The sequence below is a fragment of the Streptomyces sp. NPDC021212 genome (assembly GCF_044332925.1).
Classification (GTDB): domain Bacteria; phylum Actinomycetota; class Actinomycetes; order Streptomycetales; family Streptomycetaceae; genus Streptomyces.
This window is the reverse complement of record NZ_JBIRPZ010000022.1, coordinates 46,295-70,059: the sequence shown is the minus strand read 5'-3', so window position 1 is coordinate 70,059 and position 23,765 is coordinate 46,295. Positions and strand designations below refer to the sequence as shown.

Annotated in this window: 29 protein-coding genes and 1 tRNA gene; 9 read left to right on the top strand and 21 right to left on the bottom strand. The window is 69.5% G+C overall.

Features of this window, described 5'->3' with window-relative positions; genetic code table 11:
- Nucleotides 1-197 precede the first annotated feature (197 nt).
- The gene (locus ACH4SI_RS39040; protein ID WP_398304691.1) at nucleotides 198-1,505 is read left to right on the top strand and encodes an SGNH/GDSL hydrolase family protein; all 1,308 of its coding nucleotides are present in this window, start codon (nucleotides 198-200) and stop codon (nucleotides 1,503-1,505) included.
- Nucleotides 1,506-1,522: 17 nt separating this feature from the next.
- Here ACH4SI_RS39040 and ACH4SI_RS39035 read toward each other — a convergent pair whose 3' ends face one another.
- From ACH4SI_RS39035 to ACH4SI_RS39020, 4 genes are all read right to left on the bottom strand, one after another.
- Entirely contained in the window at nucleotides 1,523-2,323 is an 801-nt protein-coding gene (locus ACH4SI_RS39035; protein ID WP_398304688.1) for a DUF1707 domain-containing protein, read from the bottom strand.
- Nucleotides 2,324-2,332: 9 nt separating this feature from the next.
- Complete coding sequence (locus ACH4SI_RS39030) at nucleotides 2,333-3,388, bottom strand: ATP-binding cassette domain-containing protein (protein WP_398304685.1); 1,056 nt, start codon at nucleotides 3,386-3,388, stop codon at nucleotides 2,333-2,335.
- 10 nt (nucleotides 3,389-3,398) lie between these two features.
- The gene (locus tag ACH4SI_RS39025) at nucleotides 3,399-4,163 is read right to left on the bottom strand and encodes an ABC transporter permease (RefSeq protein WP_398304894.1); all 765 of its coding nucleotides are present in this window, start codon (nucleotides 4,161-4,163) and stop codon (nucleotides 3,399-3,401) included.
- A 133-nt stretch (nucleotides 4,164-4,296) separates the two neighbouring features.
- Nucleotides 4,297-5,097 (bottom strand): ABC transporter permease, encoded by an 801-nt coding sequence (locus ACH4SI_RS39020; protein ID WP_398304891.1) that lies wholly within the window; start codon nucleotides 5,095-5,097, stop codon nucleotides 4,297-4,299.
- A 268-nt stretch (nucleotides 5,098-5,365) separates the two neighbouring features.
- Between ACH4SI_RS39020 and ACH4SI_RS39015 the strand changes: the two genes are divergently transcribed.
- The gene (locus ACH4SI_RS39015; RefSeq protein WP_398304682.1) at nucleotides 5,366-7,657 is read left to right on the top strand and encodes a transglycosylase domain-containing protein; all 2,292 of its coding nucleotides are present in this window, start codon (nucleotides 5,366-5,368) and stop codon (nucleotides 7,655-7,657) included.
- Between the two features lie 73 nt (nucleotides 7,658-7,730).
- On the opposite strand, the gene ACH4SI_RS39010 is transcribed toward ACH4SI_RS39015, so the two are convergent.
- The gene (locus ACH4SI_RS39010) at nucleotides 7,731-8,078 is read right to left on the bottom strand and encodes a GroES family chaperonin (RefSeq protein ID WP_398304678.1); all 348 of its coding nucleotides are present in this window, start codon (nucleotides 8,076-8,078) and stop codon (nucleotides 7,731-7,733) included.
- An 88-nt stretch (nucleotides 8,079-8,166) separates the two neighbouring features.
- Nucleotides 8,167-8,514, bottom strand: a complete 348-nt coding sequence (locus ACH4SI_RS39005; protein WP_398304675.1) for a DUF3618 domain-containing protein — start codon at nucleotides 8,512-8,514, stop codon at nucleotides 8,167-8,169.
- Nucleotides 8,515-8,678: 164 nt separating this feature from the next.
- Here ACH4SI_RS39005 and bcp point away from each other — a divergent pair, with 164 nt between their 5' ends.
- On the top strand, nucleotides 8,679-9,146 hold the full coding sequence (gene bcp, locus ACH4SI_RS39000) for a thioredoxin-dependent thiol peroxidase (RefSeq protein ID WP_398304672.1): 468 nt from the start codon (nucleotides 8,679-8,681) through the stop codon (nucleotides 9,144-9,146).
- A 73-nt stretch (nucleotides 9,147-9,219) separates the two neighbouring features.
- Here the strand turns inward: bcp and ACH4SI_RS38995 are convergent, their stop codons facing one another.
- Nucleotides 9,220-9,447 carry a hypothetical protein gene (locus tag ACH4SI_RS38995; protein WP_398304669.1) on the bottom strand — a complete coding sequence of 76 codons (228 nt, stop codon included), beginning with the start codon at nucleotides 9,445-9,447 and terminating at the stop codon, nucleotides 9,220-9,222.
- Between the two features lie 133 nt (nucleotides 9,448-9,580).
- Between ACH4SI_RS38995 and ACH4SI_RS38990 the strand changes: the two genes are divergently transcribed.
- Entirely contained in the window at nucleotides 9,581-9,955 is a 375-nt protein-coding gene (locus tag ACH4SI_RS38990) for an ATP-binding protein (RefSeq protein WP_398304888.1), read from the top strand.
- Between the two features lie 4 nt (nucleotides 9,956-9,959).
- Here ACH4SI_RS38990 and ACH4SI_RS38985 read toward each other — a convergent pair whose 3' ends face one another.
- On the bottom strand, nucleotides 9,960-10,397 hold the full coding sequence (locus tag ACH4SI_RS38985; protein ID WP_398304666.1) for a hypothetical protein: 438 nt from the start codon (nucleotides 10,395-10,397) through the stop codon (nucleotides 9,960-9,962).
- A 184-nt stretch (nucleotides 10,398-10,581) separates the two neighbouring features.
- Nucleotides 10,582-10,779 carry a hypothetical protein gene (locus ACH4SI_RS38980; RefSeq protein WP_398304663.1) on the bottom strand — a complete coding sequence of 66 codons (198 nt, stop codon included), beginning with the start codon at nucleotides 10,777-10,779 and terminating at the stop codon, nucleotides 10,582-10,584.
- A gap of 540 nt (nucleotides 10,780-11,319) precedes the next feature.
- Here ACH4SI_RS38980 and ACH4SI_RS38975 point away from each other — a divergent pair.
- From ACH4SI_RS38975 to ACH4SI_RS38965, 3 genes are all read left to right on the top strand, one after another.
- The gene (locus ACH4SI_RS38975) at nucleotides 11,320-11,946 is read left to right on the top strand and encodes an HNH endonuclease (protein WP_398304660.1); all 627 of its coding nucleotides are present in this window, start codon (nucleotides 11,320-11,322) and stop codon (nucleotides 11,944-11,946) included.
- A 68-nt stretch (nucleotides 11,947-12,014) separates the two neighbouring features.
- Entirely contained in the window at nucleotides 12,015-12,806 is a 792-nt protein-coding gene (locus ACH4SI_RS38970; protein WP_398304657.1) for an HNH endonuclease, read from the top strand.
- 12 nt (nucleotides 12,807-12,818) lie between these two features.
- Nucleotides 12,819-12,893: transfer RNA gene (locus tag ACH4SI_RS38965), tRNA-Leu, on the top strand.
- Between the two features lie 46 nt (nucleotides 12,894-12,939).
- On the opposite strand, the gene rdgB is transcribed toward ACH4SI_RS38965, so the two are convergent.
- The 4 genes from rdgB to ACH4SI_RS38945 form a co-directional block, all read right to left on the bottom strand.
- Nucleotides 12,940-13,581, bottom strand: coding sequence for an RdgB/HAM1 family non-canonical purine NTP pyrophosphatase (gene rdgB, locus ACH4SI_RS38960; protein ID WP_398304654.1), 642 nt, complete (start codon nucleotides 13,579-13,581; stop codon nucleotides 12,940-12,942).
- A 14-nt stretch (nucleotides 13,582-13,595) separates the two neighbouring features.
- Nucleotides 13,596-13,991, bottom strand: coding sequence for a hypothetical protein (locus ACH4SI_RS38955; protein WP_398304651.1), 396 nt, complete (start codon nucleotides 13,989-13,991; stop codon nucleotides 13,596-13,598).
- A gap of 63 nt (nucleotides 13,992-14,054) precedes the next feature.
- Nucleotides 14,055-14,780 (bottom strand): ribonuclease PH, encoded by a 726-nt coding sequence (gene rph, locus ACH4SI_RS38950; RefSeq protein WP_398304648.1) that lies wholly within the window; start codon nucleotides 14,778-14,780, stop codon nucleotides 14,055-14,057.
- Between the two features lie 101 nt (nucleotides 14,781-14,881).
- Nucleotides 14,882-15,175, bottom strand: coding sequence for a glucose PTS transporter subunit EIIB (locus ACH4SI_RS38945; protein ID WP_078510412.1), 294 nt, complete (start codon nucleotides 15,173-15,175; stop codon nucleotides 14,882-14,884).
- Nucleotides 15,176-15,386: 211 nt separating this feature from the next.
- Here ACH4SI_RS38945 and ACH4SI_RS38940 point away from each other — a divergent pair, with 211 nt between their 5' ends.
- Nucleotides 15,387-16,625 (top strand): PTS transporter subunit EIIC, encoded by a 1,239-nt coding sequence (locus ACH4SI_RS38940; protein ID WP_398304644.1) that lies wholly within the window; start codon nucleotides 15,387-15,389, stop codon nucleotides 16,623-16,625.
- Between the two features lie 67 nt (nucleotides 16,626-16,692).
- Here the strand turns inward: ACH4SI_RS38940 and ACH4SI_RS38935 are convergent, their stop codons facing one another.
- The 8 genes from ACH4SI_RS38935 to clpS all read right to left on the bottom strand — a co-directional run bounded on the left by ACH4SI_RS38935 (nucleotide 16,693) and on the right by clpS (nucleotide 22,316).
- Entirely contained in the window at nucleotides 16,693-17,445 is a 753-nt protein-coding gene (locus ACH4SI_RS38935; protein WP_398304641.1) for an MBL fold metallo-hydrolase, read from the bottom strand.
- A gap of 216 nt (nucleotides 17,446-17,661) precedes the next feature.
- Nucleotides 17,662-18,612, bottom strand: a complete 951-nt coding sequence (locus ACH4SI_RS38930; RefSeq protein WP_398304638.1) for a PLP-dependent cysteine synthase family protein — start codon at nucleotides 18,610-18,612, stop codon at nucleotides 17,662-17,664.
- Nucleotides 18,612-18,944: a MoaD/ThiS family protein gene (locus ACH4SI_RS38925; RefSeq protein WP_398304635.1), complete on the bottom strand. Its 333-nt coding sequence runs from the start codon at nucleotides 18,942-18,944 to the stop codon at nucleotides 18,612-18,614. Before ACH4SI_RS38925 ends, ACH4SI_RS38930 begins: the two co-directional genes overlap by 1 nt.
- Before the next feature lie 124 nt (nucleotides 18,945-19,068).
- Nucleotides 19,069-19,185, bottom strand: coding sequence for a putative leader peptide (locus ACH4SI_RS38920; RefSeq protein WP_398304632.1), 117 nt, complete (start codon nucleotides 19,183-19,185; stop codon nucleotides 19,069-19,071).
- 90 nt (nucleotides 19,186-19,275) lie between these two features.
- Nucleotides 19,276-19,698, bottom strand: coding sequence for a Mov34/MPN/PAD-1 family protein (locus ACH4SI_RS38915; RefSeq protein ID WP_398304629.1), 423 nt, complete (start codon nucleotides 19,696-19,698; stop codon nucleotides 19,276-19,278).
- An 80-nt stretch (nucleotides 19,699-19,778) separates the two neighbouring features.
- Nucleotides 19,779-21,185 carry an amino acid permease gene (locus ACH4SI_RS38910; RefSeq protein WP_398304625.1) on the bottom strand — a complete coding sequence of 469 codons (1,407 nt, stop codon included), beginning with the start codon at nucleotides 21,183-21,185 and terminating at the stop codon, nucleotides 19,779-19,781.
- A 211-nt stretch (nucleotides 21,186-21,396) separates the two neighbouring features.
- Nucleotides 21,397-22,005, bottom strand: coding sequence for a DUF2017 domain-containing protein (locus ACH4SI_RS38905; RefSeq protein WP_398304622.1), 609 nt, complete (start codon nucleotides 22,003-22,005; stop codon nucleotides 21,397-21,399).
- The gene (gene clpS / locus ACH4SI_RS38900; protein WP_063735273.1) at nucleotides 22,005-22,316 is read right to left on the bottom strand and encodes an ATP-dependent Clp protease adapter ClpS; all 312 of its coding nucleotides are present in this window, start codon (nucleotides 22,314-22,316) and stop codon (nucleotides 22,005-22,007) included. The genes ACH4SI_RS38905 and clpS overlap by 1 nt, the downstream gene beginning before the upstream one ends.
- Before the next feature lie 82 nt (nucleotides 22,317-22,398).
- On the opposite strand from clpS, the gene ACH4SI_RS38895 reads away from it, so the two are divergent.
- On the top strand, nucleotides 22,399-23,733 hold the full coding sequence (locus ACH4SI_RS38895; protein ID WP_398304619.1) for a nicotinate phosphoribosyltransferase: 1,335 nt from the start codon (nucleotides 22,399-22,401) through the stop codon (nucleotides 23,731-23,733).
- The last annotated feature ends 32 nt before the right edge of the window (nucleotides 23,734-23,765 follow it).

Sequence of the window (23,765 nt, the reverse complement as noted above, 5' to 3'; positions counted from 1 at the left end):
AGTTCCCGTCGTCTGTCTGGGGGAGCGACCCCGTCCAACCGGGGGCAGGCCGACAGGCGGACCTCTGTCCGGACATGGGATCATGGAGGACCGACCGGACCGCATCGGCGAAGCACCGTCGCTCGCCGTTCCCGTTCACTTTCGGAGCCCCGGGCTCCGGCTGCCCGAGGAGACCTCCGCCCATGAGCGTGCCCCGTATGCCCAGACGCACGGCCTATGCCGTGTTCGCTGCGCTGGCGGCTGTGGTGGTCCTCGTCTCGACCGCGATATTCGTCGGGGTCGGGGGCCGGGACCGGGATGTGAACGAGGCCGCGCAGGGCACCCGTAACTCCGCGGCCCCGGCCTCGTCGGGGTCCTGGGTGGGCACCTGGTCGGCGTCCGCCGCCGCGGCCGAGCCGAACACGCTCCGCGGCCTCTCCGGCATGTCGATACGGAACGTCATCCACACCAGCATCGGCGGCGCCGGCGCGCGCATCCAGCTCTCCAACCTCTACAGCGCCCGCCCGCTGACGATCACGCATGCCTCGCTGGCGCTGGCGGCCGCCCCCAGCAACCCGACGGCCGCAGCCGGCACCATGCGCCGGCTCACCTTCGACAACCGCTCCTGGGTGACCATCCCGCCCGGCCAGGCCACCACCAGCGACCCGGTGCACATGAACATCCCGGCCGCCGCCGACCTGCTGATCACCACCTACGCCCCGCAGGCGTCGGGCTCGGTGACGTACCACCCGCACGCCCGCCAGACCTCGTACCTGGCGCGCGGCGACCGTACGGAGGACACTGCGGGCGCCGCGTACACCGAGCAGAGCCCGTTCTGGCGCTACCTCAGCTCCGTGGACGTGTGGTCCAAGGAGGCGCAGGGCACGGTCGCGGTGCTGGGCGACTCGATCACCGACGGCATCACCTCCACCGCCGGGGCCAACCGCCGGTGGACCGACTTCCTCGCCGAGCGGCTGCGCACCGAGCCGGGAGCGCCCCGCCTCGGCGTGCTCAACCAGGGCATCAGCGGCAACCGGGTACTGAGCGACGGCACCCAGTTCCCGCCGAACAACCCCAGCGGGCTGTCCCGCTTCGGGCGTGACGTGCTCGACCGTACGAGCGTCAAGGCCGTGATCATCGAGCTGGGCGTCAACGACATCCTCCGCATCCCCCATCAGACCGACCCGAACAAGATCGTGGACGGGCTGCGGCGGCTGACCGAGCAGGCGCACGCCCGGGGCCTGCGGGTCATAGGGGCCACCCTGTCGCCGTTCTACGGCCACCGGGGCTACACCCCGCTGCTGGATTCCGTGCGCGAGCGGGTCAACGCCCAGATCCGGGCCGGGAAGGTCTTCGACGAGGTCGTGGACTTCGACAAGGCGCTGCGCGACCCGGCGCAGCCGCTGCGGCTGCGCCCGGCGTACGACTCGGGCGACCATCTGCACCCGAGCGACGAGGGCTACCGGGCGATGGCGCGGGCGCTCCCCCTCGACTACCTCCGGGGGAGCGCGGCCGCCGCGCTGTGAGGGGCCGGTAAGGCCCGCTAGTGGCCGAGGTCGTGCCTGCGGGCCCGGCGCTCGGCCTGCCGCTCCTCCAGCTCCGCACGGCGCTCACGGCGCGCGGCGCGCAGTTCCTCCTTGCGCGCCTCCCGCTCCCGGCGGCGCTCCGCCTTGAGCCGCTTCTGCTCGTCCCTGCGGAGCTTGCGCTCGACGCTTACCCCGCCGAAGACCGCCAGGCCCGTGACGGTCACCCGCGGGCCGGTGGGGTCGCCGTCGGCCGTCCCCGAGTGGTCGAAGGCACCCATGATGCCGACGCCGCTGACATGCGTCTCCAGGTCCGGCGGCACGATGATCTGTACCCCGCCCATCAGCGTGAAGCAGCGGATCACGGTCTCGCGGCCCTCGAAGCGGGCCTCCCGCAGATCGATCTCGCCGCCGCCCATGAGGGCCATGGCGGTGAAGGCGCGGGGTGCGGTCCACGTGCCCTTGCGCTGGAAGCCGCCCATGATCGCGACACCCATCCTCGACGTCGGGGCGCCGCCGATCCGCCCGGCCCAGCCGTCGTCCCGGGCGGCGAGGCTCGTGGCCTCCTCGGGCCGCGGTTCGGGAGCGGCCACTGCACCGGGCGCCGGGAGGTCCCGGACCAGCGGCTCCAGCTGGGCGTGGGTGCGCGCCGTGTAGGCCGCCTCCAGCCGCTCCTCGAACTCCGCCATGTCCAGGCGGCCTTCGGCGACGGCGTCCCGCAACACCTCGGCGATGCGCTCGCGCTCGGCGTCGGAGGCACGCATCTGGGACCCGCCCGGAAGGTCGGGGGCCGCTCCCTGGGTAGATCCCTCAATTGTCATACGGACAGACTAATGCGGACCGACCGCCCTGGCGGCCCCCCGCGCCGCGCCCCCCTCCGGCGCTCTGCCGGGGTCTTCGCCGGGGTCCTCGCCGGGGTCCTCGCCGGGGTCCTCGCCGGGGAACAGCATGCGGGCGATGACGTCCTCGATCTCCGGCTCCCGCACCGACAGATCCACCAGCGGATATCCGTCGGCGACCGCCGCGACGAGGGGCGCCGCACTGGCGGCGGCCGGGAACGCCAGCCACTGCCGCGGCCCCTCGACCCGCACGGTCCGCGCGCCGGGGACGTCGATCGGCGGCAGCTCCCGCTCCAGGTCCACCACCAGGGTGCGTTCGCTCCCGCCCACCGCGTGCAGCCCGTCCAGCCCGCCGTCGTACACCAGCCGGCCATGGTCGATGACCATCACCCGCTTGCACAGTTGTTCGATATCGGTCAGGTCGTGGGTGGTCAGCAACACGGTGGTGCCGCGCTCCGCGTTCACCTCGCGCAGGAAGCCCCGCACCTTCGCCTTGCTGACCACGTCAAGACCGATCGTCGGCTCGTCCAGGTACAGCACCTCGGGGTCGTGCAGCAGGGCGGCCGCGATGTCGCCGCGCATCCGCTGGCCGAGCGAGAGCTGACGGACCGGCACGTCCAGCAGGTCGCCGAGGTCCAGCAGTTCGACACAGCGGTCCAGGTTCCGCCGGTACCGGTCGTCGGGGATCCGGTACATCCGCCGCACCAGCGCGTACGAGTCGCGCAGCGGCAGGTCCCACCACAGGGTGGTCCGCTGCCCGAAGACCACCCCGATGCGGCGCGCGAGCCGCGTCCGCTCCCGTGACGGATCGATCCCGGCGACCCGCAACCGCCCGCCGCTGGGCACCAGGATCCCGGTCAGCATCTTGATCGTGGTCGACTTCCCGGCGCCGTTCGGGCCGATGTAGCCGACCATCTCACCGCGCGGCACCCGGAAGCTGATGCCGTCCACCGCGCGCACCTCGCGCCGCTCCCGGCGCAACAGCCCGGCCCGGCGCCGCACCTCGAACACCTTCTCGACCGCGTCGAGTTCGATGAAGTCATCCATTGCGCCCTCCTCAGCTCCCCGTGCTCTGATACGCCCGCAGCCCCGCCCGCCACGCCAGCCCCGCGACCGCCGCACAGCCGAGCGCGACCAGCGGCGCGGCGAAGCCGATCCAGCCGGGCAGCCCCAGCGGGTTCGGGCGACCCAGGACGTACAGCGCGGGCAGCCAGTTGACGAAGGCCAGCGGGATCACAAACGTGACGCCGCGTAGCAGCTCCTCGGCGAAGAGCGTCGGCGGGTACTGGAGCATCGTCGTCCCGCCGTACGTGAACGAGTTCTGCACCTCGGAGGCGTCCTTGGCCCAGAACTGGAAGGCCCCGCCGAGCACGAACACCGACCCGAAGATCACCGCCCCGCTCAGCAGCATCAACGGCACCAGCAGCACCCGGTCGGCCGTCCAGCCGATGTCCAGCCGCGTCAGCGACCAGCCGAGCAGCAGCGCCCCCTGGCTGATCCGGCCCAGCCGGCGCAGCGCGAAGCGGTCGGCGGCGACCTGGGCGAGGATCGGCACCGGCCGCACCAGCAGGGTGTCCAGCGTGCCGTCGCGGATGCGCCGCCCGACCCGCTCCATGCTGCCGAGCGCCAGATCGGCCAGCCCGAAGGCGGTGCTGGACGTGCCGTACAGGAAGGCGACCTCGACGAGGGTGAAGCCGCCGAGCGTGTCGATGTGCGAGAACATCAGCGCGATCGCGACGAAGTCCAGCGCGTTCACGGCGAAGTTCCCGAACGCCATGATCAGGAACGAGGTGCGGTACGCCATCGTGGAGCGCACCCACATCCCGACGATCAGCACATAGGCGCGCAGCCCCTGGTACGCCCGGGAGCGGGCGCCGGACTCAGCCACCCCGGACTCAGCCACTCCGGACTCGGCCACTCCGGACTCAGCCACCTTCGACTCAGCCACCCCGGACTCAGCCACCCTGGACCACCACCTTCCGGGTCGCGACCGACTGGAGCGCCCGCCCGGCCGCGAACAGCACCACCGCCCACCCCGCCTGGAAGCCCAGCGCCCCCGCCACCGCGGCGCCACTGCGGTGCCCCAGGAAGACGTCCGCGGGCACCTGGAGCATCGCCGCCCACGGCAGCGCCCCGGCGATCGCGCCGAGCCGCCCAGGGAACACGTTCAGCGGCAGCACCATCCCCGAGAAGAACATGCACAGGAGCCCGCTCATCAGGCTCAGCCCCGACCCGTCCAGCAGCCAGAAGGCGGCGAGCGCGACCAGATAGCGCACCGCGAACCCCACACACACCGCGAGCACCACCGACAGCAGGAACCACAGCCACGTCAACGGGGAGCCGGGGAGGGTCAGTTCGAAGGCCAGCGCGCCGCACACCATGGGCACGATGCCGCGCCCCAGCAGCTGGAACGCGGCCCGGCCGAGATCCGAGGCCAGCCACCACAGCTGCAGGTCGACCGGGCGGTAGAGGTCGACGGCGATGTCACCGGACCGAATCCGCTCCTGAAGCTCGTCCTGGAAGCCGCCGCCGAACAGCGCGACGGTCGCCAGCAGCGCCTGACCCAACCAGACGAACGTGAGGGCCTGGGAAAGGTCGTACCCGCCCAGATGCGGCCGTTCGTCCCACAGCGCGGCGTACGTGTACGCGACGATGAAGCCGAAAACGGTGTTGGTGAACACCCCGGCCACGGTGGCCACTCGGTACGTCGCGTAGCGTTTGAAGCCGCTCAGCGCGACGGCCGCGTAGAGCCGCATCAGCCCGTCCCCCTCCCCCGTCCACACGGCACCAAAGCTTGGGAGCCTAATCCGCGGGAAGGTGACACTGCCAACCATTTTTCACCGGATGGTGTGAGGGGAATCACTCATTCGGCCGGTCACAGACCAGTCACGGGTGCGTGCCACGCCCCTGGCCCGGAGCGGATGATGCGACAGTGTTTTATGGGGCGTACGACGCGAATCGCCCGACCGTGCACGATTCCGCCGCGGCGCAACCCTCGACGGCGGCCGAGGAGTCTCAGGAGACATGAGCGACGAGCCCCAAGTGATCCACGGCGGCGCGGCCGGCGTGGGCGACCCGCGCAGCCGCAACGGCTCCGGCAGCGGCGGCACCACGGGCAGAAAGGGCCGCCCCCGGCGCACCGGCTGGCGCCGGCTGCTCCCCACCTGGCGGATGTGGCTCGGCGGCTCGCTGCTGTTCCTCCTGCTCGTCGCGGGCGCCCTGGTCACCGGCTATCTGCTCGTCGACATCCCCGCGGCCAACAAGGCCGCCATCGCCCAGAGCAATGTCTTCCTGTACTCCGACGGCTCCCCGCTCGCCCGCGAGGGCAAGGTCAACCGGGAGAACGTGCAGCTCAGCCAGGTGCCCAAGCGGACCCAGCACGCGGTGCTCGCCGCCGAGGACCGGGACTTCCACACCGAGTCCGCGATCAACCCCGAGGCGATGGTCCGGGCCGCCTGGAACACCGCCACCGGCAAGGGCAAGCAGTCCGGCTCGACGATCACCCAGCAGTACGTGAAGAACTACTACCTGGACCAGGAGCAGACGGTCACCCGCAAGGCCAAGGAGTTCTTCATCGCGATCAAGCTGGATCGCGAGGTGAGCAAGGACAAGATCCTCGAGGGCTACCTCAACACCAGCTACTTCGGCCGCAACGCCTACGGCATCCAGGCCGCCGCCCAGGCGTACTACGGCAAGAACATCGACGAGCTGAACACGGCCCAGAGCGCCTACCTGGCCACCCTGCTCAACGCCCCCAGCGCGTACGACATCATCGCCCACCCGCAGAACAAGGCGCGGGCCGAGGCGCGCTGGAACTACGTCCTCGACGGCATGGTCAAGAAGCACTGGCTCAGCCGCGCCGAGCGCGCGAAGATGACCTTCCCTGAGCCCACCGAGGCCAAGGCCCCCTCCGGCATGTCCGGGCAGCGCGGCTATCTGGTCGAAGCGGTCGAGGACTACCTCACCAGCAACGGCATCATCGACGAACAGACCCTGGCCCGGGGCGGCTACCGGATCACCACCACGATCGACAAGAGCAAGCAGGACGCGTTCACCGAGGCCGTCCGCGACCGGCTGATGAGCAAGCTCAGCAACGACCGCAAGGTCGACCGCTACGTCCGGGCGGGCGGCGCGTCGATCGACCCCAAGACCGGGAAGGTCGTCGCCCTCTACGGCGGAATCGACTACACCAAGCAGTTCGTCAACAACGCGACGCGCCGTGACTACCAAGTGGGATCCACTTTCAAGCCATTCGTCTTCACCTCGGCGGTGGCCAACGAATCCACCACCCAGGACGGCCAGACGATCACCCCGGACACCCTCTACAACGGCGACAACAAGCGCGAGGTGATCGGGCCGGACGGCCCCACCGGCTACTCCCCCGCCAACGAGGACGACGTCGACTACGGCGACATCGACGTCACCACGGCCACCGACAACTCCGTGAACTCGGTGTACGCGCAGATGGCCGAGGACGTCGGCCCCGCCAAGGTCAAGCGGACCGCCGTCGACCTCGGCATCCCCAAGAACACCCCCGACCTGCACGCCTCCCCCTCCATCGCGCTCGGCCCCGCCACCGCCAGCGTGCTCGACATGACCGAGGCGTACGCGACCCTCGCCAACCACGGCCGGCACGGGCAGTACAGCCTGGTCGCGGAGGTCACCAAGGACGGGGCCCAGGTCAAGCTGCCGGACCGGGAGGAGCGGCAGGCCATCCCCCGGACCGCCGCGGACACCACCACCTCGATACTGCAGAGCGTGGTCGACGGCGGCACCGGCACCGCGGCCCAGGGCGCCGAGCGCCCGGCGGCCGGCAAGACCGGCACCGCCGAGGAGGACAAGGCGGCCTGGTTCGCGGGCTACACCCCGGACCTGGCGACCGTCGTGGCCGTCATGGGCCAGGACTCGAACACCGGCGTCCAGAAGCCGCTGTACGGGGCCACCGGGCTGGACCGGATCAACGGCGGCGGCTACCCCGCCGAGATCTGGGCGGACTACGTCTCCGGGGCGCTGGACGGGAAGCCCCCGGCCGACTTCGACCTGAAGCTCGAGGACGGCCTCGACACGCCCGATCTGCCCACGCCCCCGACCGAGGCCCCGACGTCCGCCCCGCCGATCCCCACCACACCGCCCAGCACGGAGCCCACGGCCCCGACCGAGGCCCCGACGTTCCCGACGTTCGACCCGCCGACCGAACCCACCGAGGAGCCCCCGCAGACCCCGCCCACGGACTTCCCGACCGGCCCGCCGACCGACGGCGGCCCCACCGGCCCCGGTGACCCGGGCGGGGACAACGGCGGCTGGAACGGCGGCTGAGCGGCTGAGCCCCGTCGGACACGGCAGAGGGTGGTGACGGAACCCCGTCACCACCCTCTTCTTACCTCTGCTCCTACAGGTACAACCCCGTAGAGTCCTCCGTGCCCTCCAGCCGCTCGGCGGCGACGGCATGCAGATCGCGCTCGCGCATCAGTACGTAGGCGACCCCGCGGACCTCCACCTCGGCGCGGTCCTCCGGGTCGTAGAGCACCCGGTCGCCCGGCTCCACGGTCCGCACGTTCTGCCCGACCGCGACCACCTCGGCCCAGGCCAGCCGCCTGCCGACCGCCGCGGTCGCGGGGATGACGATACCGCCGGTGGACCGGCGCTCACCCTCCGGAATGTCGGTACGGACCAGCACGCGGTCGTGCAGCATCCGGATGGGCAGCTTGTCATGGGACGTCTTCGCACTCACGGTCATGACCGTACCCGCCCGAACGGCGTACCGGTGCCCCAGGGCCGCAGGGAAGACCCTAGAACCCGTTGCCCGTAGAACCCCGTGCCCGTGCCTACCTCCGGCGCTTGCAGCCCTTGCCCTTGCCGCCACCGCCGCGCGAGGACATCGCCAGCAGCCCGACCAGCCCCGCCACGACCAGCGCGACCGGAACGATCCGCTCCATCCGCGGCGCCCCGTCCTCGGTGACCAGCTGGCCGCGCACATTGGTGACCATCCGGTTCGCGGACACATACGCCCGCCCCGCCGTCCGGTCCACGGCCGACGCCGCCTTCGCCTTGGCATCGCCCATGATCGTCTTCGGATGCACCCGCACCCCGATCTCGTCGAGCGTCACGGCGAGCTCCTGCCGCCTCCGGGCGATGTCCGCCTCGATCTGAGCAGGGGTCCTGGCATCCGACACCGCGCTGCCTCCGTCAGTCTCGATCAGTCCCGATGATTCCTGATGGACAGTCTGTCAGTTTCCCTCCTCGCCCGCCCCACGGCACCCCCGGCGAAAACGCTGGCTAATGTCGTCATCTAACGCCAGCCGTTACCGGACACCCGAAGCCACGAGGAGCACCGACCATGAGCGAGCGACTGCAGCCCGGCGACACCGCCCCCGCCTTCACCCTCCCCGACGCGGACGGCAAGCAGGTCTCGCTCGCCGACCACGCGGGCCGCAAGGTCATCATCTACTTCTACCCCGCCGCCCTCACCCCCGGCTGCACCAAGCAGGCCTGCGACTTCACCGACCAGCTCGAATTCCTCACCGGCCACGGCTACGACGTCATCGGCATCTCCCCTGACAAGCCGGAGAAGCTCGCCAAGTTCCGCGACCAGGAATCCCTCAAGGTCACCCTCCTCGCCGACCCCTCCAAGGAGACCCTGGAGGCGTACGGCGCCTTCGGCGAGAAGAAGCTCTACGGCAAGACGGTCACCGGCGTCATCCGCTCCACCGTCATCGTCGACGAACAGGGCAAGGTCGAGCGCGCCCTCTACAACGTCAAGGCCACCGGCCACGTAGCCAAGATCATCAAGGACCTGGGCCTCTGACCACCGCTCTCCACGCCCCGGACCGATCATGGTCCGGGGCGTTCGACCTCCACGTCCGACATCAACGGCGGCGTCAGCCGGTGAGCCGCGACAGCAGGCCCGAGGCACCGCTTGAGCAACCGGTCATGGGGGCGCGGCGGGCCTCCCGCACCGCGTGCCCGTTCCCGACGGCGCACCGCCGCCCCGCCCGGCAGTCGGCGCAGTCCACGGCATGGCCGAGGAACCGGCCCCAAGGTGTGGCCTCGCCGCAGGCGCGGCGCACGCCCACACCTCGTACGCCGTCCGTGTCGCCCCGCGTCATCCCTGCCGCCTGACGGCGACATCGCGGGCAGGAAGGGTCCTCTCGAACGGGTCGCGTTGCTCGGGGAAGCTGGCGGCGCACGCGCCCGGACAGGCGTAGACCGTGCCCCCGCCAGCGCTGGCGCTACTCGGTCCTGTTCGACACCGCCAGCAACTGGATCTCCCGTCTCGCCGAGGCTCACCACTCCGGCCGACTGGAGTTGGAGCTGAAGAAGATCCGCCGCTACAAGTTGATCATTATTGACGAGGTGGGCTACATCCCGTTCGACCAGGACGCCGCGAACCTGTTCTTTCAGCTCATAGCCTCGTGTTACGAGCAGGGCTCCGTGATGGTGACCTCGAACCTGCCCTTCGGGCGCTGGGGAGAGACCTTCTCGGACGACGTCGTCGCAGCCGCGATGATCGACCGCCTGGTCCACCACGCCGAGGTCCTCACGCTCACCGGCGACTCCTACCGGACCCCGGCCCGACGCGAGCTGCTGGCCAAAGACCGGGCCGGACGGGAGTGAGCCGTCACAGCGTCCACCAGCAGTAAAGGCGCAAGTCCGCGGCGCGAGCCCGTCTGGCCAGGCCGACCAGGGCCTCCAGGACCACCGCTGCAGTCGCCGCATCGAGTCCGACGACCCCGCCGGTCGCAGACCAAGCCGCGGCCGCGGCCACAAGGTCGTCCCCGGAGGCGGAGACCAGGACATCGCACAGCGTGTCCGACACGGTCAAGACGAACGGGCTGTCGACGTCCTCAGAGGACAGAAGCTGCCCCACCCTCGGGCGCTGGCTTGCCTCTTCATAACTGCAGCCGGTCATCACTGCTTCGGCCTGGGCGATGGCATCGACCGGATCGATGTCCTTAAGGAAGATCACGTCCAACCCTGCACGGACCGGTCCGCCAGCCTCGATCACGGCAACGGCGGACTCATCATCGGCGGCAGAGAAGTAGTCAGCGTCTGGCATGCCACGGATTCTGGCATCCGCCACTGACGATCAACGTCTCCGGACCTGGACCGGAGCCTCACACAACTGGGGGTCATTTTTCGGAGACTGCCAGAGGGCCACTTTTCGCGAAGCGTTGACACGGGACTTCTGGGGACGTGGTCACTCGCCCAACGTATTTCCCAGCCAAGGTCGTTCGGCCGACCTAGCCGGACGCCGTGTCCGCCGCGTCTTCCTCAGCGGTAGGAAATATCAGCCGGGCGGCCAGGATGATCACTCCCAGGGATCCCAAGGCCAGGCCATGACGGAGCCACCTCATGCCGCCCTCCCAGTCCTGGGGAGGGCCGAAGACCAGCCAGAGCGCGACAGTGATACCGACCAGCACACTTGCTACGCCGGCCATGCGACGTAATCCAGGTCTCATGAGCCCAGGATCTCCGGTAGCCCTCCAACCCACAATCGATAAAGCGGCGAGTTAAGACCGCTCGACTCTGGGACGGGCATGACTCCGGTGCTCCAGGTTGGGGCGCAGTCGGGGCAGACGTACGCCCGCCATCGCGCCGTGCCCGCGCGCGACCACGACCGGCTGCCTGGTGGTCGTTTGGCAACGGGCGCAGACCGGAGCCCTCACCGGGGCGTCGCCCCTCGACGAGCTCAACCGCGATCGCCCGCACCAGAGCCTCACGGAGCCGTCCGGGGTCGGTCAGGGCCTACGGGCACGCGCCCGTGCAGGCGTGGAGGCCCCTCCGGTGTGCGGGCAACAGCGGACATGGGCAGCCCGTGACAGTCATGCACGAGGGATCGGCCCAAGAGCAAGAGCGAGAGTTCCCGACAGTCAGGGCGATCGAACTCCTCAGTGCGAGGGCCCGCGCGTAACCGTTGGGCGAGTGATTCGTTACTCAGTGCGATGGTGCGACATGTGGTCGCAGGGGGAGGGAGCGGAATGCCCGCCAGATACACCTACGAACGGCTCGCCGAAGCCGCGCGCACGGCGAAGACCATCGACGAAGCCATACGACAGTGCGGTGGCGAACCGACCACTGGGAGCAGGCGCTATCTCCGTCACAAGTTCGCCGAAGCGGGCATCGACGCCTCACACCTCCGTACATCGCGAGAACGCCACAGCGAGACGACACTTCGCGAGGTCGTGGCATGTTCGAGCAGCGTTGCCGAGGTCGTTCGTCGCCTGGGGATCAGCCCCGTGGGCGGCAATCAGGCCCATATCGGCCGGCGCATCACCCGGTTCGGCATCGACACGTCGCACTTCTCGGCCCGTGCGCCTCAGCGCCCCAGGAAACCGGCCGGTGATCGCCTGACTCTCGGGTCGCCTTCGGACGGCAGAACCCCTGGAGACCAGCTTCGGAAGGAACTCGTCCGACGTGGCATTCCGGAGGTGTGCGCGATGTGCGGGACGGGTCAGGAGTGGAACGGGAAGCCGTTGCGCCACGAAGTCGACCACATCAACGGCGACTGGTGGGACAACCGTCCCGGCAATCTGCGTCTGCTGTGCCCCAACTGCCATGCGGTGACCGACACATACCGTGGCCGGAAGCGACGTGCGACCCGGTGAGCGATCGGTACAGGTACCCCCGCGATGTGCTGGCCCAAGTCGCCGCTGCGTCCACAAGTCTCGTGGACATGATGCGGCGGCTTGCCATGCCCCTCGGAAGCGGCCCGCGCAGATATCTGCGCACCCGCCTGAGGCACTACGGCATCGACACGTCCCACTTCGTCGAAGAGCCGCTTCCTCCGCGCAAGCCCTTCGCGTACACGAGGGAGCTCCTGGAAGAGGCCGCCACCCGGACACAAGGCATTCGGGAGATGCTCGACTACATGGGCGTCCCCCCGTACGACAGCGCCTACGCCCATCTCCGGAAGAAGCTGGCGCAGTTCGGCATCGACACTTCGCACTTCACCCGCCGTCACGGCCAAGCGCCCATTCCACGCGATGATCTACTCAAGGCTGTTGCCGAGTCGTACAGCCTGGCGGGCGTGCTGCGCGCCCTGGGCCGCCCCAACGGAGGGGCAGGCCGCACCTTCGTCCGGCGCAGCATCCATGAGCACGGCATCTCCACGGCCCATTTCGTCGGGCAAGGTCATCAGCGCGGCAAACGGTCGCCCCACCGCAAGTCCGCCGCCGACATTCTTCAGCGAGGTGAGCCCGGCTCTCCCCGGCAGAAGACCGCCTTACTCCGGCGTGCGCTCGACGAGACCGGAGTGCCCCGGGTCTGTGCCACCTGCGGCATCGGGGACTCGTGGCAGGGCCGACGGCTCGTCCTGGAGATCGACCACATCAACGGCGACTGGCTGGACAATCGCCTCGGGAATCTTCGGTATCTGTGCCCTTCCTGCCACAGCCAGACGAGGACCTTCTCGCGCCGGGGTCCGCGCCGTACCGCCACTTGGCGTCAGGGAGGCAACACGCAGTAAAGTTGCGCTCGCGGGCCCGTATCCCAGCTGGCAAGAGGATGCCGGTTTAGATCCGGTACGTCGTGGGTTCGAGTCCCACCGGGCCCATCGCTGAAGGCGCGGCACCAGTCCTGGTGCCGCGCCTTCGCGTCGTTCACCCCAACAGCTCACGCACCACCGGTGCCATCGCCCGGAACGCCTGGCCGCGGTGGCTGATGGCGTTCTTCTCGTCCGGGCTGAGTTCGGCGCAGGTGCGGGTGTCGCCGTGGGGCTGGAGGATCGGGTCGTAGCCGAAACCGCCGCCGCCGGTGGGCTCGTGGCGGAGGGTGCCGGTGAGGCGGCCGGAGACGACGCGTTCGGTGCCGTCGGGGAGGGCGAGGGCCGCGGCGCATTCGAAGTGGGCGGTGCGGTGCTCGTCGGGGACGTCGCGGAGCTGGGCGAGCAGCAGGTCGAGGTTGGCGCGGTCGTCGCCGTGGCGGCCGGACCAGCGGGCGGAGAAGATGCCTGGGGAGCCGCCCAGGACGTCGACGCAGAGCCCCGAGTCGTCGGCGATGGCCGGGTGGCCGGTGGCCTGGGCCAGGGCGTGGGCCTTGAGGAGGGCGTTCTCGGCGAAGGAGACGCCGGTCTCCTTGACGTCCGGGACCTCCGGATACTCGTCGGCGCCGACGAGTTCGACGTCGAGCCCGGCTTCGCCGAGGATCGAGCGCAGCTCGGTGATCTTGTACGCGTTGCGGGTGGCCAGGATCAGGCGGCGGGGGTGTGCGCTGTCCGCCGCTGCGGGGTGCTGTTGCTCCATAGCTGCCGATTAGATCAGGGCGTGCAGACGTTGGTCAGTTCGGTGGTGGCGTCCTTGACCGGGGTCAGGTCGGGGTGCTTGCCGCTGTCGACGGAGGTCTGGACGTTGTCCACGGCCTTCCGGAGGTCGCCCAGGGCCTTGTCGACATCCGTGTTGTCGGTGCGGTCGCCGACCTTGTCGATGTCCTTGTCGAGGGCGTCGAGGACCTTGTCGGCCTCGGTGGGGTCGGTGGCGGCGCCGGAGACGGCGTCCGTGAGGTTGTCCACGTCGTTGGATATCTCGACCGCGAGCCGGCCGCAGTCGAGGGCCTTCTCCACCGCCCCGCAGCCGGTGGTGAGCGGCGCCAGGAGGGCGACGGCGGCGAGCGTGGTGGCGGTGGCGAAACGGTGGCGGGCCTGGCGCGGCGTCATGGGTGGTTCTCCCCCTGGTATCGGATGCGGGCGCGCGCAGGTTCGCGCGCGCCCGTCATCTGATTACACGCCGAGGGCCGCCCGCTGGTTGCCCGCCAGCTCGACGCAGCCGCCGACGGCGAGGTCGAGCAGGCTGTTCAGCTCGTCGCGGGCGAAGGGCTCGCCCTCCGCGGTGCCCTGGACCTCGACGAAGCGGCCGTCGCCGGTGCAGACGACGTTCATGTCGGTTTCGGCCCGTACGTCTTCCTCGTAGCACAGGTCGAGCAGCGGGACGCCGCCGACGATGCCGACGCTGACGGCCGAGACGGTCCCGGTGAGCGGCTGCCGGCCTGCCTTGATCAGCTTCTTGCCCTGGGCCCAGGTGATCGCGTCGGCGAGGGCGACATAGGCGCCGGTGATGGCGGCGGTGCGGGTGCCGCCGTCGGCCTGGAGGACGTCGCAGTCGAGGACGACGGTGTTCTCGCCGAGGGCCTTGAAGTCGATGACGGCGCGCAGCGAGCGGCCGATGAGGCGGGAGATCTCGTGGGTGCGGCCGCCGATCTTGCCGCGGACGGACTCGCGGTCGCCGCGGGTGTTGGTGGCGCGCGGGAGCATCGCGTACTCGGCGGTGACCCAGCCCTCGCCGCTGCCCTTGCGCCAGCGAGGGACGCCCTCGGTGACGCTCGCGGTGCACAGGACGCGGGTGTCGCCGAAGGAGACGAGGACGGAGCCCTCGGCGTGCTTGCTCCATCCGCGTTCGATGGTCACGGGGCGGAGCTGGTCGGGCGTACGGCCGTCGATACGAGACATGGGATGAGCCTATCGGCAACACGGAGGGCCCCGGTCCGGTGAGGAGCGGGGCCGGGCGGCTTCAGGCCGGGGTCGTTGGCCGGTTCGCCTGAGAAGCGTGCTTACATCAGGTCTTCTATCTCGGCGGCGATGGGGTCCGCGTCGGTGCCGATGACGACCTGGATCGCGCTGCCCATCTTCACCACGCCATGGGCGCCGGTGGCCTTCAGGGCGGCCTCGTCGACCAGGGAGGGGTCCTTGACCTCGGTACGGAGGCGGGTGATGCAGCCTTCGACCTCGACGATGTTGTCGATGCCGCCGAGCCCCGCGACGATCTTCTCAGCCTTGCTGGCCATGTCCACTCCCTGTTGTCCTGAGCTGTCCTGTGTTGTCCTGTTGTCTCGGCCCTTCGGGATACCGGAAGTCGGGATACCGGATGAACGGCCTTCCTACGGTAACCACGTGGGCCCGGCCGCGCAGGATCGTCAGTGGCTCAGACCACATCGGAACGAACGATTCCTTTATCTGATCCTCACGTGCTACAACAGGTCTACACCACATGTGGTGTAGACCATATCGCGGGCCGTCCCGAGTTCCCTGAGCGCCCGCCTCACCAGGAGGAATCCGATGAGTACGGCCACCGCCCCGGCGGCCCCCGCCCAGAAGCGGGGCGCCGGTCTGATCAAGGGTATGCAGAAGATCGGACGCAGTCTCCAGCTGCCCGTCGCCGCCCTGCCCGCCGCGGGCATCCTGAGCCGACTGGGCCAGGATGACGTCTTCGGCAAGGCGGGGCTCGGCTGGAACAAACTCGCGGAGATCTTCGCCCACGCGGGCGGCGCGCTCTTCGACAACCTGGCCCTGCTGTTCTGCCTCGGCGTCGCCATCGGCTTCGCGAAGAAGTCCGACGGCACGACGGCGTTCGCGGCCCTGGTCGGATTCCTCGTCTACAAGAACGTGCTGACCGGCTTCGTCAGCGACGTCACCGGCAAGCCGCAGGACCCGGGCGTGCTGGGCGGCATCGTGGTCGGCATCACCGCCGCCGTGCTGTGGGAGAAGTACCACCGCACCCGGCTGCCGGACTGGCTGGGTTTCTTCAGCGGCCGCCGCTTCATCCCGATCCTGATGTCGTTCGCGGGCGTGCTGTACGGCGTCGTCTTCGGCTATCTGTGGGGGCCGATCGGTGACGGTCTCAACAGCTTCTCCGAGTGGCTTTCGGCCAACGGCGCCATCGGCTCCGGCATCTTCGGCGTGGTCAACCGGCTGCTGATCCCCGTCGGCATGCACATGCTGCTGAACTCGTTCGCCTGGTTCCAGTTCGGCGACTTCTCCTCCGGCGGCCAGACCTGGCACGGCGACATCGCGCGCTACTTCCACGACGACCCGTCGGCCGGAATGTTCATGACCGGCTTCTTCCCGATCATGATGTTCGCCCTCCCCGCGGCCGGTCTGGCGATCGCGCACTGCGCGCGCCCGGAGCGCCGCAAGGCCGTGATGGGCATGATGCTCTCGGTCTCGCTGACCGCCTTCGTGACCGGGGTGACGGAGCCGATCGAGTTCTCGTTCATGTTCATCGCGCCGGTGCTGTACGGGATCCACGCCGTGCTCACGGGCGTGTCCATGGCGCTGACCTGGGCGCTCGGGATACGCAGCGGCTTCACGTTCTCGGGCGGGCTCTTCGACTATCTGCTGGGGTGGTCGCACAGCGAGCAGGCCTGGATGATCATCCCGATCGGGCTGGCGTTCGCCGTCGTGTACTACGTGGTGTTCCGCTTCGTGATCACGAAGTTCAACATCCCGACGCCGGGCCGAGAACCGGAGGACTCCCTCGACGACGCCGCGGCCGCGACGAGCGCCACGAAGAAGTAGGGCATACGGAACGGGCCGGATCTGCGGAGGCAGATCCGGCCCGTTCGCGTTTCAGGACGTGAGGCGCTCACACCTCGTAGACGGCGCCCGCGCGCGCCAGGGTCACCGGGCCGTCGAAGACGGCCTCGGCGTCGCGCTGGTTCAGGTGCGGGTCGGTCCACGGGGGGATGTGGGTGAGGACCAGGGCGCCGGCCCCCGCGGCCTGCGCGTGCTCACCGGCCTGGCGGCCGTTGAGGTGCAGCTCCGGGATGTCTTCCTTGCCGTGGGTGAAGGCCGCCTCGCAGAGGAAGAGGTCGGCACCCCGGGCCAGGTCGGTCAGGGCCTCGCAGGGGCCGGTGTCACCGGAGTAGACCAGGGCGCGGCCGCCGTGCTCGATGCGGAAGCCGAAGGCCTCCACGGGGTGGCAGACCCGGGCGGTGCGGATCGTGAAGGGGCCCAGTTCGAAGGCGCCCGGGGTGAGAGTGCGGAAGTCGAAGACCTCCTGCATCGACTTTTCGTCGGGCACGTCGTCGTACGCCTGGACCAGTCGGCGTTCGGTGTCCTCGGGCCCGTAGACCGGGATCGCCTCGGCACGGCCTCCGTCGTGCCGGTAGTAGCGCGCGACGAAGTAGGCGCACATGTCGATGCAGTGGTCGGGGTGGAGGTGGGAGAGGATCACGGCGTCGAGGTCGTAGAGACCGCAGTGGCGCTGCAGCTCGCCAAGGGCGCCGTTGCCCATGTCGAGGAGCAGCCGGAAGCCGTCGGCCTCTACGAGGTAGCTCGAGCAGGCCGATTCCGCGGACGGGAACGACCCCGAGCATCCGACGACGGTGAGCTTCATGGAGCAGGAACCTCCTTGGAGGGTCCCCATGCCGAGGGCCATGGGCGAGGCGGCGGGTGCGGGGTCATACGGGGTGCCCACGAGCGTAAGGCGCTAAAGCCCTGGCAGCTCCTCCACAGGCTCGCGTTGTGGGCGGAATCACCAGGACGGAGCCCCCGTGTACCCGCGTATGCCCCGCGCCCGGGCCGTCAGGCCCAAGGCGGCCGGAGCGGCGTCCTACGCCCAGAGCTGGCCGTGCAGGGTCTCGACCGCCTCCTCGGTGGTGGCCGCGGTGTAGACGCCGGTCGACAGGTACTTCCAGCCGCCGTCGGCGACGACGAAGACGATGTCGGCGCTCTCGCCCGCGGTGACCGCCTTGCGGGCGACGCCGAGGGCGGCGTGCAGGGCGGCGCCGGTGGAGACGCCCGCGAAGATGCCCTCCTCGGCGAGGAGTTCACGGGTACGGGCCACCGCGTCCTCGGAGCCGACGGAGAAGCGGGTGGTCAGAACGGACTCGTCGTACAGCTCGGGGACGAAGCCCTCATCCAGGTTGCGCAGCCCGTATACGACGTCGTCGTAGCGCGGCTCCGCGGCGACGATCCGCACATCGGGCTTGTTCTCGCGCAGGAAGCGGCCGACGCCCATCAGGGTGCCGGTGGTGCCGAGACCCGCGACGAAGTGGGTGACGGAGGGCAGGTCGGCCAGGATCTCGGGGCCGGTGGTGGCATAGTGGGCGCCCGTATTGTCCGGGTTCCCGTACTGGTAGAGCATCACCCAGTCGGGGTGCTCGGCACTCAGTTCCTTGGCTACCCGGACGGCGGTGTTGGAGCCGCCGGCGGCGGGCGAGGAGATGATCTCCGCGCCCCACATGGCGAGCAGCTGGCGCCGCTCCTCGCTGGTGTTCTCCGGCATGACGCAGACGATGCGGTAGCCCTTGAGCTTGGCCGCCATGGCGAGCGAAATGCCGGTGTTGCCGGAGGTCGGCTCCAGGATGGTGCAGCCGGGCGTCAACCGGCCGTCCTTCTCGGCCTGTTCGATCATGTGGAGCGCGGGGCGGTCCTTGATCGAGCCGGTCGGGTTGCGGTCCTCCAGCTTCGCCCAGACCCGGACCTCCGGGGAGGGCGAGAGCCGTGGCAGCCGGACGAGCGGCGTGTTGCCGACCGCTGCCAGGGGGCTGTCGTACCGCATCAGCGCATGCCCGCCCGTCGCCCGGACACCGCCCCAGTCGGACGGGGCTGCGCCCCGGCAGCCCCGCCCGCGACCGCGGGGAGGATCGTCACGTTGTCGCCGTCCGAGAGCTTGGTGGAGATGCCGTCGAGGAAGCGGACGTCCTCGTCGTTCAGGTAGACGTTGACGAAGCGGCGCAGCTCGCCCCCGTCGACCAGGCGCTCCTGGATGCCGGTGTGCCGGGACTCCAGGTCGGCGAAGAGCTCGGAGAGCGTGGTCCCGCTGCCCTCGACCGCCTTCTGGCCGTCGGTGTAGGTGCGGAGGATGGTCGGGATGCGGACCTCGATGGCCATTCTCAATCTCCTGTGGGAGGGCGGGGTGGACTTCCGGACCGGATCGGGCCGGGGCGTCGTCGAAGGGCTTCGGACGCGTGCTTCGGGCGGGCGTCGGGGGGTGGGGCGTCGGACAGGCGCACGCTCAGACGGTCTCGGCGCAGCGCGGACACATCGCGCTGGCGAGCCGGCACAGGTCGACGTGGAGCCGCGCCACGAGCAGCATGCCCGGCGTCTTCTCGCTCACGTCATCGAAAACCATGAACTCATCGTATCGATTCCCGATCCGGCCCCCGGAAGTGTGTCCCGCGATACGGACGGGTAACATCCGCGATACGAGACGACATAGCGGTCAGCCCGGGATGATCTCGACTTCTTCCTCGGTGACCTCGCCGTCGACGATCCGGAAGGAACGGAACTGGAAGGGTCCCTCGCCGTTGCCGCAATCCGCGGTGGACACGAGGACGTAGTGCGCGCCGGGCTCATTGGCGTAGGAGATGTCCGTACGGGAGGGGTACGCCTCGGTCGCCGTGTGCGAGTGATAGATCACGACCGGTTCTTCATCACGGTCGTCCATCTCGCGGTAGAGCTTTAGCAGATCGGTCGAGTCGAACTCGTAGAACGTGGGAGAACGGGCCGCGTTCAGCATCGGGATGAACCGCTCGGGACGGCCGCTTCCGGCCGGGCCCGCGATGACGCCGCACGCCTCGTCGGGGTGGTCGGCCCGGGCGTGCGCGACGATCTGGTCGTGGAGGACCTGGGTGATGGTCAGCATGGTGGACACAATAGGAGGCAGGCTCCGGACATCGGTCCGGAGCCCGCCTGCTGAGACGATATGCCCGAAGGGCGGAAGCGTCAGTCCCGGGCGAACTCGGGCTTGCGCTCCGGGTCGGTGACCTCCGGCTTACGGCTCTTGAGCACGAACCAGCCGATCACCATGATCACGGCCCAGCCCGCGCCGACGTACAGACAGATGCGGGTCTCCGGGTCGTACGCGATCAGAGCGGTGACGCCGATGAGGAAGACCAGGGCCACCCAGCTGAAGACCGCGCCGCCGGGCGCCGGGAAGGCCGAGGCGGGCAGCCGCCCGGCCACGACGGCCTTGCGGTAGCGGATGTGGCTGATCAGGATCATCGCCCAGGCCCAGATGCCCGCGGCCGTGGCGACCGAGGTGACGTAGGTGAAGACCTTGTCCGGGACGGTGTAGTTCAGTATCACGCCGATGCCCATGAGGAAGGCGGAGAGGGCGATACCGGCGAACGGGGTCTTGCGGGCGTTGAGCTTGCCGAAGACGCTCGGCGCCTCACTGTTGGCGGCCAGGTCGCGCAGCATGCGGCCGGTGGAGTACATGCCGGAGTTGCAGGAGGACAGGGCCGCGGTGAGGACGACGAAGTTGACGATGCCCGCCGCCAGGGGGATGCCGATCACCGAGAAGGCGTGCACGAAGGGGCTCTCGCCGGCGGAGAACTCGGTCCACTTCACGACGGAGAGGATGACGAGCAGGGCGCCGACGTAGAAGACGATGATGCGGAACGGCAGCGTGTTGATCGCCTTGGGCAGCGTCTTCTCGGGGTCCTGGGACTCGCCCGCGGTGATGCCGACCAGCTCGACGGCGAGGTAGGCGAACATGACGCCCTGAAGCGTCATCAGGCTGTCCCCTATACCGTTCGGGAAGAAGCCGCCGTGCGACCAGAGGTTGGAGGGGGTCGCGGTGTCACCGGCGTTCGAGAAGCCGAGGGTCAGTACGCCGAGGCCGATGACGATCATGCCGATGATCGCGGTGACCTTGACCATCGAGAACCAGAACTCGACCTCGCCGAAGATCTTCACCGAGATCAGGTTGACGCCGAAGAGCAGCACCAGGAAGACCAGGGCGCTGACCCATTGCGGGATCGACGGGAACCAGAAGTGGATGTAGATGGCCGCGGCGGTCAGCTCGGCCATGCCGGTGACGACCCACATGAGCCAGTAGGTCCAGCCGGTGACGTAACCGAAGAACGGACCGAGGAACTCGCGGGCGTACTCCGCGAAGGACCCCGAGACGGGGCGATACAGGAGCAGCTCTCCGAGCGCTCGCATGATGAAGAAGATGATGACGCCCGCGAGGGCGTACATCAGTATGATGCTCGGCCCTGCCTTGGCGATGTTGGCCCCGGCCCCCATGAACAGACCGACACCGATGGCACCGCCGATGGCGATCATCTGTACCTGGCGACTACCCAGGCCGCGCTCGTAGCCCTCTTCGGGCGCCGCTGAGGTCATGTGTGGTGTGCCTTTCTCCCTGTGCGGCTGGCGATCGTGAAGATTTATCACGAGAGCAGCACTGATCCACTCAGCGGAATGTGAGGCACGCCACAGGAAGAAGAGGACAAAGAACGTCGCGCAATACAAAGTGTGCGGGCGCGGTGATGCGATCGTTATCCGGAGTTGAGCATCCTCTAAACGAACGCTCAACGATCACAAACGGAATAGATCATGCCATAAGGGTTTCGATGAGCGTCTCCTGGAGCCCGCCCAGCCAGAAGTACGCCATCACCATCGGCTTCCGCGGATCGGAGTCGGGGAGCCCCAGCAGCTCGCCGCCGTCGTCATCGTCGGTGACCTCCAGCCGGGTGCCGATCGCCAGCCGCAGATCGTTGAGGGCACCGAGCCACTGCCGGGACTTCTGCGGGGCCAGCTCCAGCACCGCCTGGTCCTTGGCGGCCCGGCCGGTGGACAGCGAGTCCAGGTCGCGCACCACCGCCAGGGCGTCGTCGCGCTTGCGGGCCCGCAGGTCGTTCTCGGTGTACCGGCGGAACTCCGCCGAGGCGGCGCGCGCCTCCTTCTCCGCGTCCGGGTCCAGCTCCTGGTCCGGCGCCCCGTAGGCGTCCGGGAACAGCCGGGCCAGCGCCGGGTCGCTCGGCGGCTTGGTGGGCCCCTCGGCGAACAGCGCGTCCAGCGGGTCCTCCGCCCCGGCCGGCTGGTCGCCGGGGCCGATCAGCTCCGCGAGCTGCACGGCGAGGCTGCGCAGGATGGAGATCTCCACCTGGTCCAGGGCCACGGTGGCACCGCCGCCGGGCAGCGGCTCGAATCGTCCTGACATCAGCGCTCCTGCGTGAGCGTCGCCCACAGCCCGTACCCGTGCATCGCCTGCACATCGCGCTCCATCTCCTCGCGGCTGCCGCTGGAGACGATCGCGCGCCCCTTGTGGTGAACGTCGAGCATCAGCTTGTGCGCCTTGTCCTTGGAGTAGCCGAAGTAGCTCTGGAACACGTACGTGACATAGCTCATGAGATTGACAGGGTCGTTGTGGACCACCGTCACCCAGGGAACGTCCGGCTCGGGCACCTCCATCGGCGCCTCGCTGGCTTCAGGACGTTCGATCTCCACCGGACTGACACTCACACCCCCAATGCTGCCACCCGGTAGGGCTGGTCGCCTAAACCGGCACCCAGATCTCGTCACTCTGACGAGTATGCGAGGTAACATCATCAACATGGACACTGCGGACTTGGGACTGCCGGTGGACGTGCCGTCGACTGCGCTGTTCACCGACCGGTACGAACTCACCATGCTGCAGGCCGCGCTGCGGGCCGGCACCGCCGACCGCCGCTCGGTCTTCGAGGTCTTCACCCGGCGCCTGCCCGAAGGGCGGCGCTACGGCGTCGTCGCGGGCACCGGGCGGGTCCTCGACGCCGTCGAGAACTTCCGCTTCGACGGCGGCGTGCTGGACTTCCTCGCCCAGCACCGGATCGTGGACGAGCCGACGCTCTCCTGGCTCGCCGACTTCCGGTTCCGCGGCGACATCTGGGGCTACCCGGAGGGTGAGGTCTACTTCCCCGGCTCACCGATCATGCGGGTGGAGGGCAGCTTCGCCGAGGCGGTGCTGCTGGAGACCGTGATCCTCTCCATCCTCAATCACGACTCCGCGGTCGCCGCCGCCGCGTCCCGGATGTCGGTCGCGGCGGGCGGCCGGCCGCTGATCGAGATGGGCGCGCGCCGCACCCATGAGCTGGCCGCCGTGGCCGCCGCCCGGGCCGCGTACGTCGGCGGCTTCGCCACCACCTCGGACCTCGCGGCCGGATTCCGCTACAACATCCCCACCGTCGGCACCAGCGCCCACGCCTTCACCCTGCTGCACGACAGCGAGCGCGACGCCTTTGTCGCCCAGGTCGACTCGCTCGGCAGCGACACCACCCTGCTGGTGGACACCTTCGACGTCGCCGAGGCCGTGCGCGCCGCGGTGGAGATCGCGGGTACGGAGCTGGGCGCCGTCCGGATCGACTCCGGCGACCTGCTGCTGCTCGCCCACCGGGTGCGGCAGCAGCTGGACGACCTGGGCGCCAAGGGCACGAAGATCGTGGTCACCAGCGATCTGGACGAGTACGCGATCGCCTCGCTCGCCGCGGCCCCCGTGGACGCGTACGGGGTCGGCACCCAGCTGGTGACGGGCAGCGGCCATCCGACCTGCTCGATGGTCTACAAGCTGGTCGCCCGCGCCGAGTCCGACGCACCGGACGCGCCGCTGGTGCCGGTGGCGAAGAAGTCCATGGGCGCGAAGACCTCGATCGGCGGCCGCAAGTGGGCGGCCCGGCGGCGGGACGCGGACGGGGTGGCCGAGGCCGAGGTGGTCGGCAGCGGGCCCGTCCCGGAGGCCCTGGCCGACCGCCAACTGCTGGTCGAGCTGGTGCGCGGCGGCGAGAGCGTGGCCCGGGAGCCGCTGGACGCGGCGCGCGACCGCCATACGGCGGCGCGGGCGGGGCTGCCGCTGTCCGCGACGCAGCTGTCGCGGGGCGAGCCGGTGCTGCCGACGGAGTACTTGCAGGCGTAAGGGGTACGTCCATGGCGTCCACCGCCGCTGTG

Bases quoted from the DNA above. Each gene is read 5' to 3' on its own strand.
- ACH4SI_RS38920 (WP_398304632.1), bottom strand. From the start codon at position 19,185: ATGGTTTTCGATGACGTGAGCGAGAAGACGCCGGGCATGCTGCTCGTG.
- bcp (WP_398304672.1), top strand. From the start codon at position 8,679: ATGAGCGAGCGACTGCAGCCCGGCGACACCGCCCCCGCCTTCACCCTC.
- ACH4SI_RS38935 (WP_398304641.1), bottom strand. From the start codon at position 17,445: ATGAAGCTCACCGTCGTCGGATGCTCGGGGTCGTTCCCGTCCGCGGAA.
- ACH4SI_RS39025 (WP_398304894.1), bottom strand. From the start codon at position 4,163: ATGTGGGTGCGCTCCACGATGGCGTACCGCACCTCGTTCCTGATCATG.
- ACH4SI_RS38915 (WP_398304629.1), bottom strand. From the start codon at position 19,698: ATGCTGACCATCACCCAGGTCCTCCACGACCAGATCGTCGCGCACGCC.
- ACH4SI_RS38930 (WP_398304638.1), bottom strand. From the start codon at position 18,612: ATGCGGTACGACAGCCCCCTGGCAGCGGTCGGCAACACGCCGCTCGTC.
- ACH4SI_RS38940 (WP_398304644.1), top strand. From the start codon at position 15,387: ATGAGTACGGCCACCGCCCCGGCGGCCCCCGCCCAGAAGCGGGGCGCC.
- rph (WP_398304648.1), bottom strand. From the start codon at position 14,780: ATGTCTCGTATCGACGGCCGTACGCCCGACCAGCTCCGCCCCGTGACC.
- ACH4SI_RS38905 (WP_398304622.1), bottom strand. From the start codon at position 22,005: ATGTCAGGACGATTCGAGCCGCTGCCCGGCGGCGGTGCCACCGTGGCC.
- ACH4SI_RS38970 (WP_398304657.1), top strand. From the start codon at position 12,015: ATGATGCGGCGGCTTGCCATGCCCCTCGGAAGCGGCCCGCGCAGATAT.
- ACH4SI_RS38985 (WP_398304666.1), bottom strand. From the start codon at position 10,397: ATGCCAGACGCTGACTACTTCTCTGCCGCCGATGATGAGTCCGCCGTT.
- ACH4SI_RS38995 (WP_398304669.1), bottom strand. From the start codon at position 9,447: ATGACGCGGGGCGACACGGACGGCGTACGAGGTGTGGGCGTGCGCCGC.
- ACH4SI_RS38980 (WP_398304663.1), bottom strand. From the start codon at position 10,779: ATGGCCGGCGTAGCAAGTGTGCTGGTCGGTATCACTGTCGCGCTCTGG.
- ACH4SI_RS39020 (WP_398304891.1), bottom strand. From the start codon at position 5,097: ATGCGGCTCTACGCGGCCGTCGCGCTGAGCGGCTTCAAACGCTACGCG.
- ACH4SI_RS38925 (WP_398304635.1), bottom strand. From the start codon at position 18,944: ATGGCCATCGAGGTCCGCATCCCGACCATCCTCCGCACCTACACCGAC.
- ACH4SI_RS39030 (WP_398304685.1), bottom strand. From the start codon at position 3,388: ATGGATGACTTCATCGAACTCGACGCGGTCGAGAAGGTGTTCGAGGTG.
- rdgB (WP_398304654.1), bottom strand. From the start codon at position 13,581: ATGGAGCAACAGCACCCCGCAGCGGCGGACAGCGCACACCCCCGCCGC.
- ACH4SI_RS39015 (WP_398304682.1), top strand. From the start codon at position 5,366: ATGAGCGACGAGCCCCAAGTGATCCACGGCGGCGCGGCCGGCGTGGGC.
- ACH4SI_RS39035 (WP_398304688.1), bottom strand. From the start codon at position 2,323: ATGACAATTGAGGGATCTACCCAGGGAGCGGCCCCCGACCTTCCGGGC.
- ACH4SI_RS38955 (WP_398304651.1), bottom strand. From the start codon at position 13,991: ATGACGCCGCGCCAGGCCCGCCACCGTTTCGCCACCGCCACCACGCTC.
- ACH4SI_RS38975 (WP_398304660.1), top strand. From the start codon at position 11,320: ATGCCCGCCAGATACACCTACGAACGGCTCGCCGAAGCCGCGCGCACG.
- ACH4SI_RS38895 (WP_398304619.1), top strand. From the start codon at position 22,399: ATGGACACTGCGGACTTGGGACTGCCGGTGGACGTGCCGTCGACTGCG.
- ACH4SI_RS39010 (WP_398304678.1), bottom strand. From the start codon at position 8,078: ATGACCGTGAGTGCGAAGACGTCCCATGACAAGCTGCCCATCCGGATG.
- ACH4SI_RS39040 (WP_398304691.1), top strand. From the start codon at position 198: ATGCCCAGACGCACGGCCTATGCCGTGTTCGCTGCGCTGGCGGCTGTG.
- ACH4SI_RS38910 (WP_398304625.1), bottom strand. From the start codon at position 21,185: ATGACCTCAGCGGCGCCCGAAGAGGGCTACGAGCGCGGCCTGGGTAGT.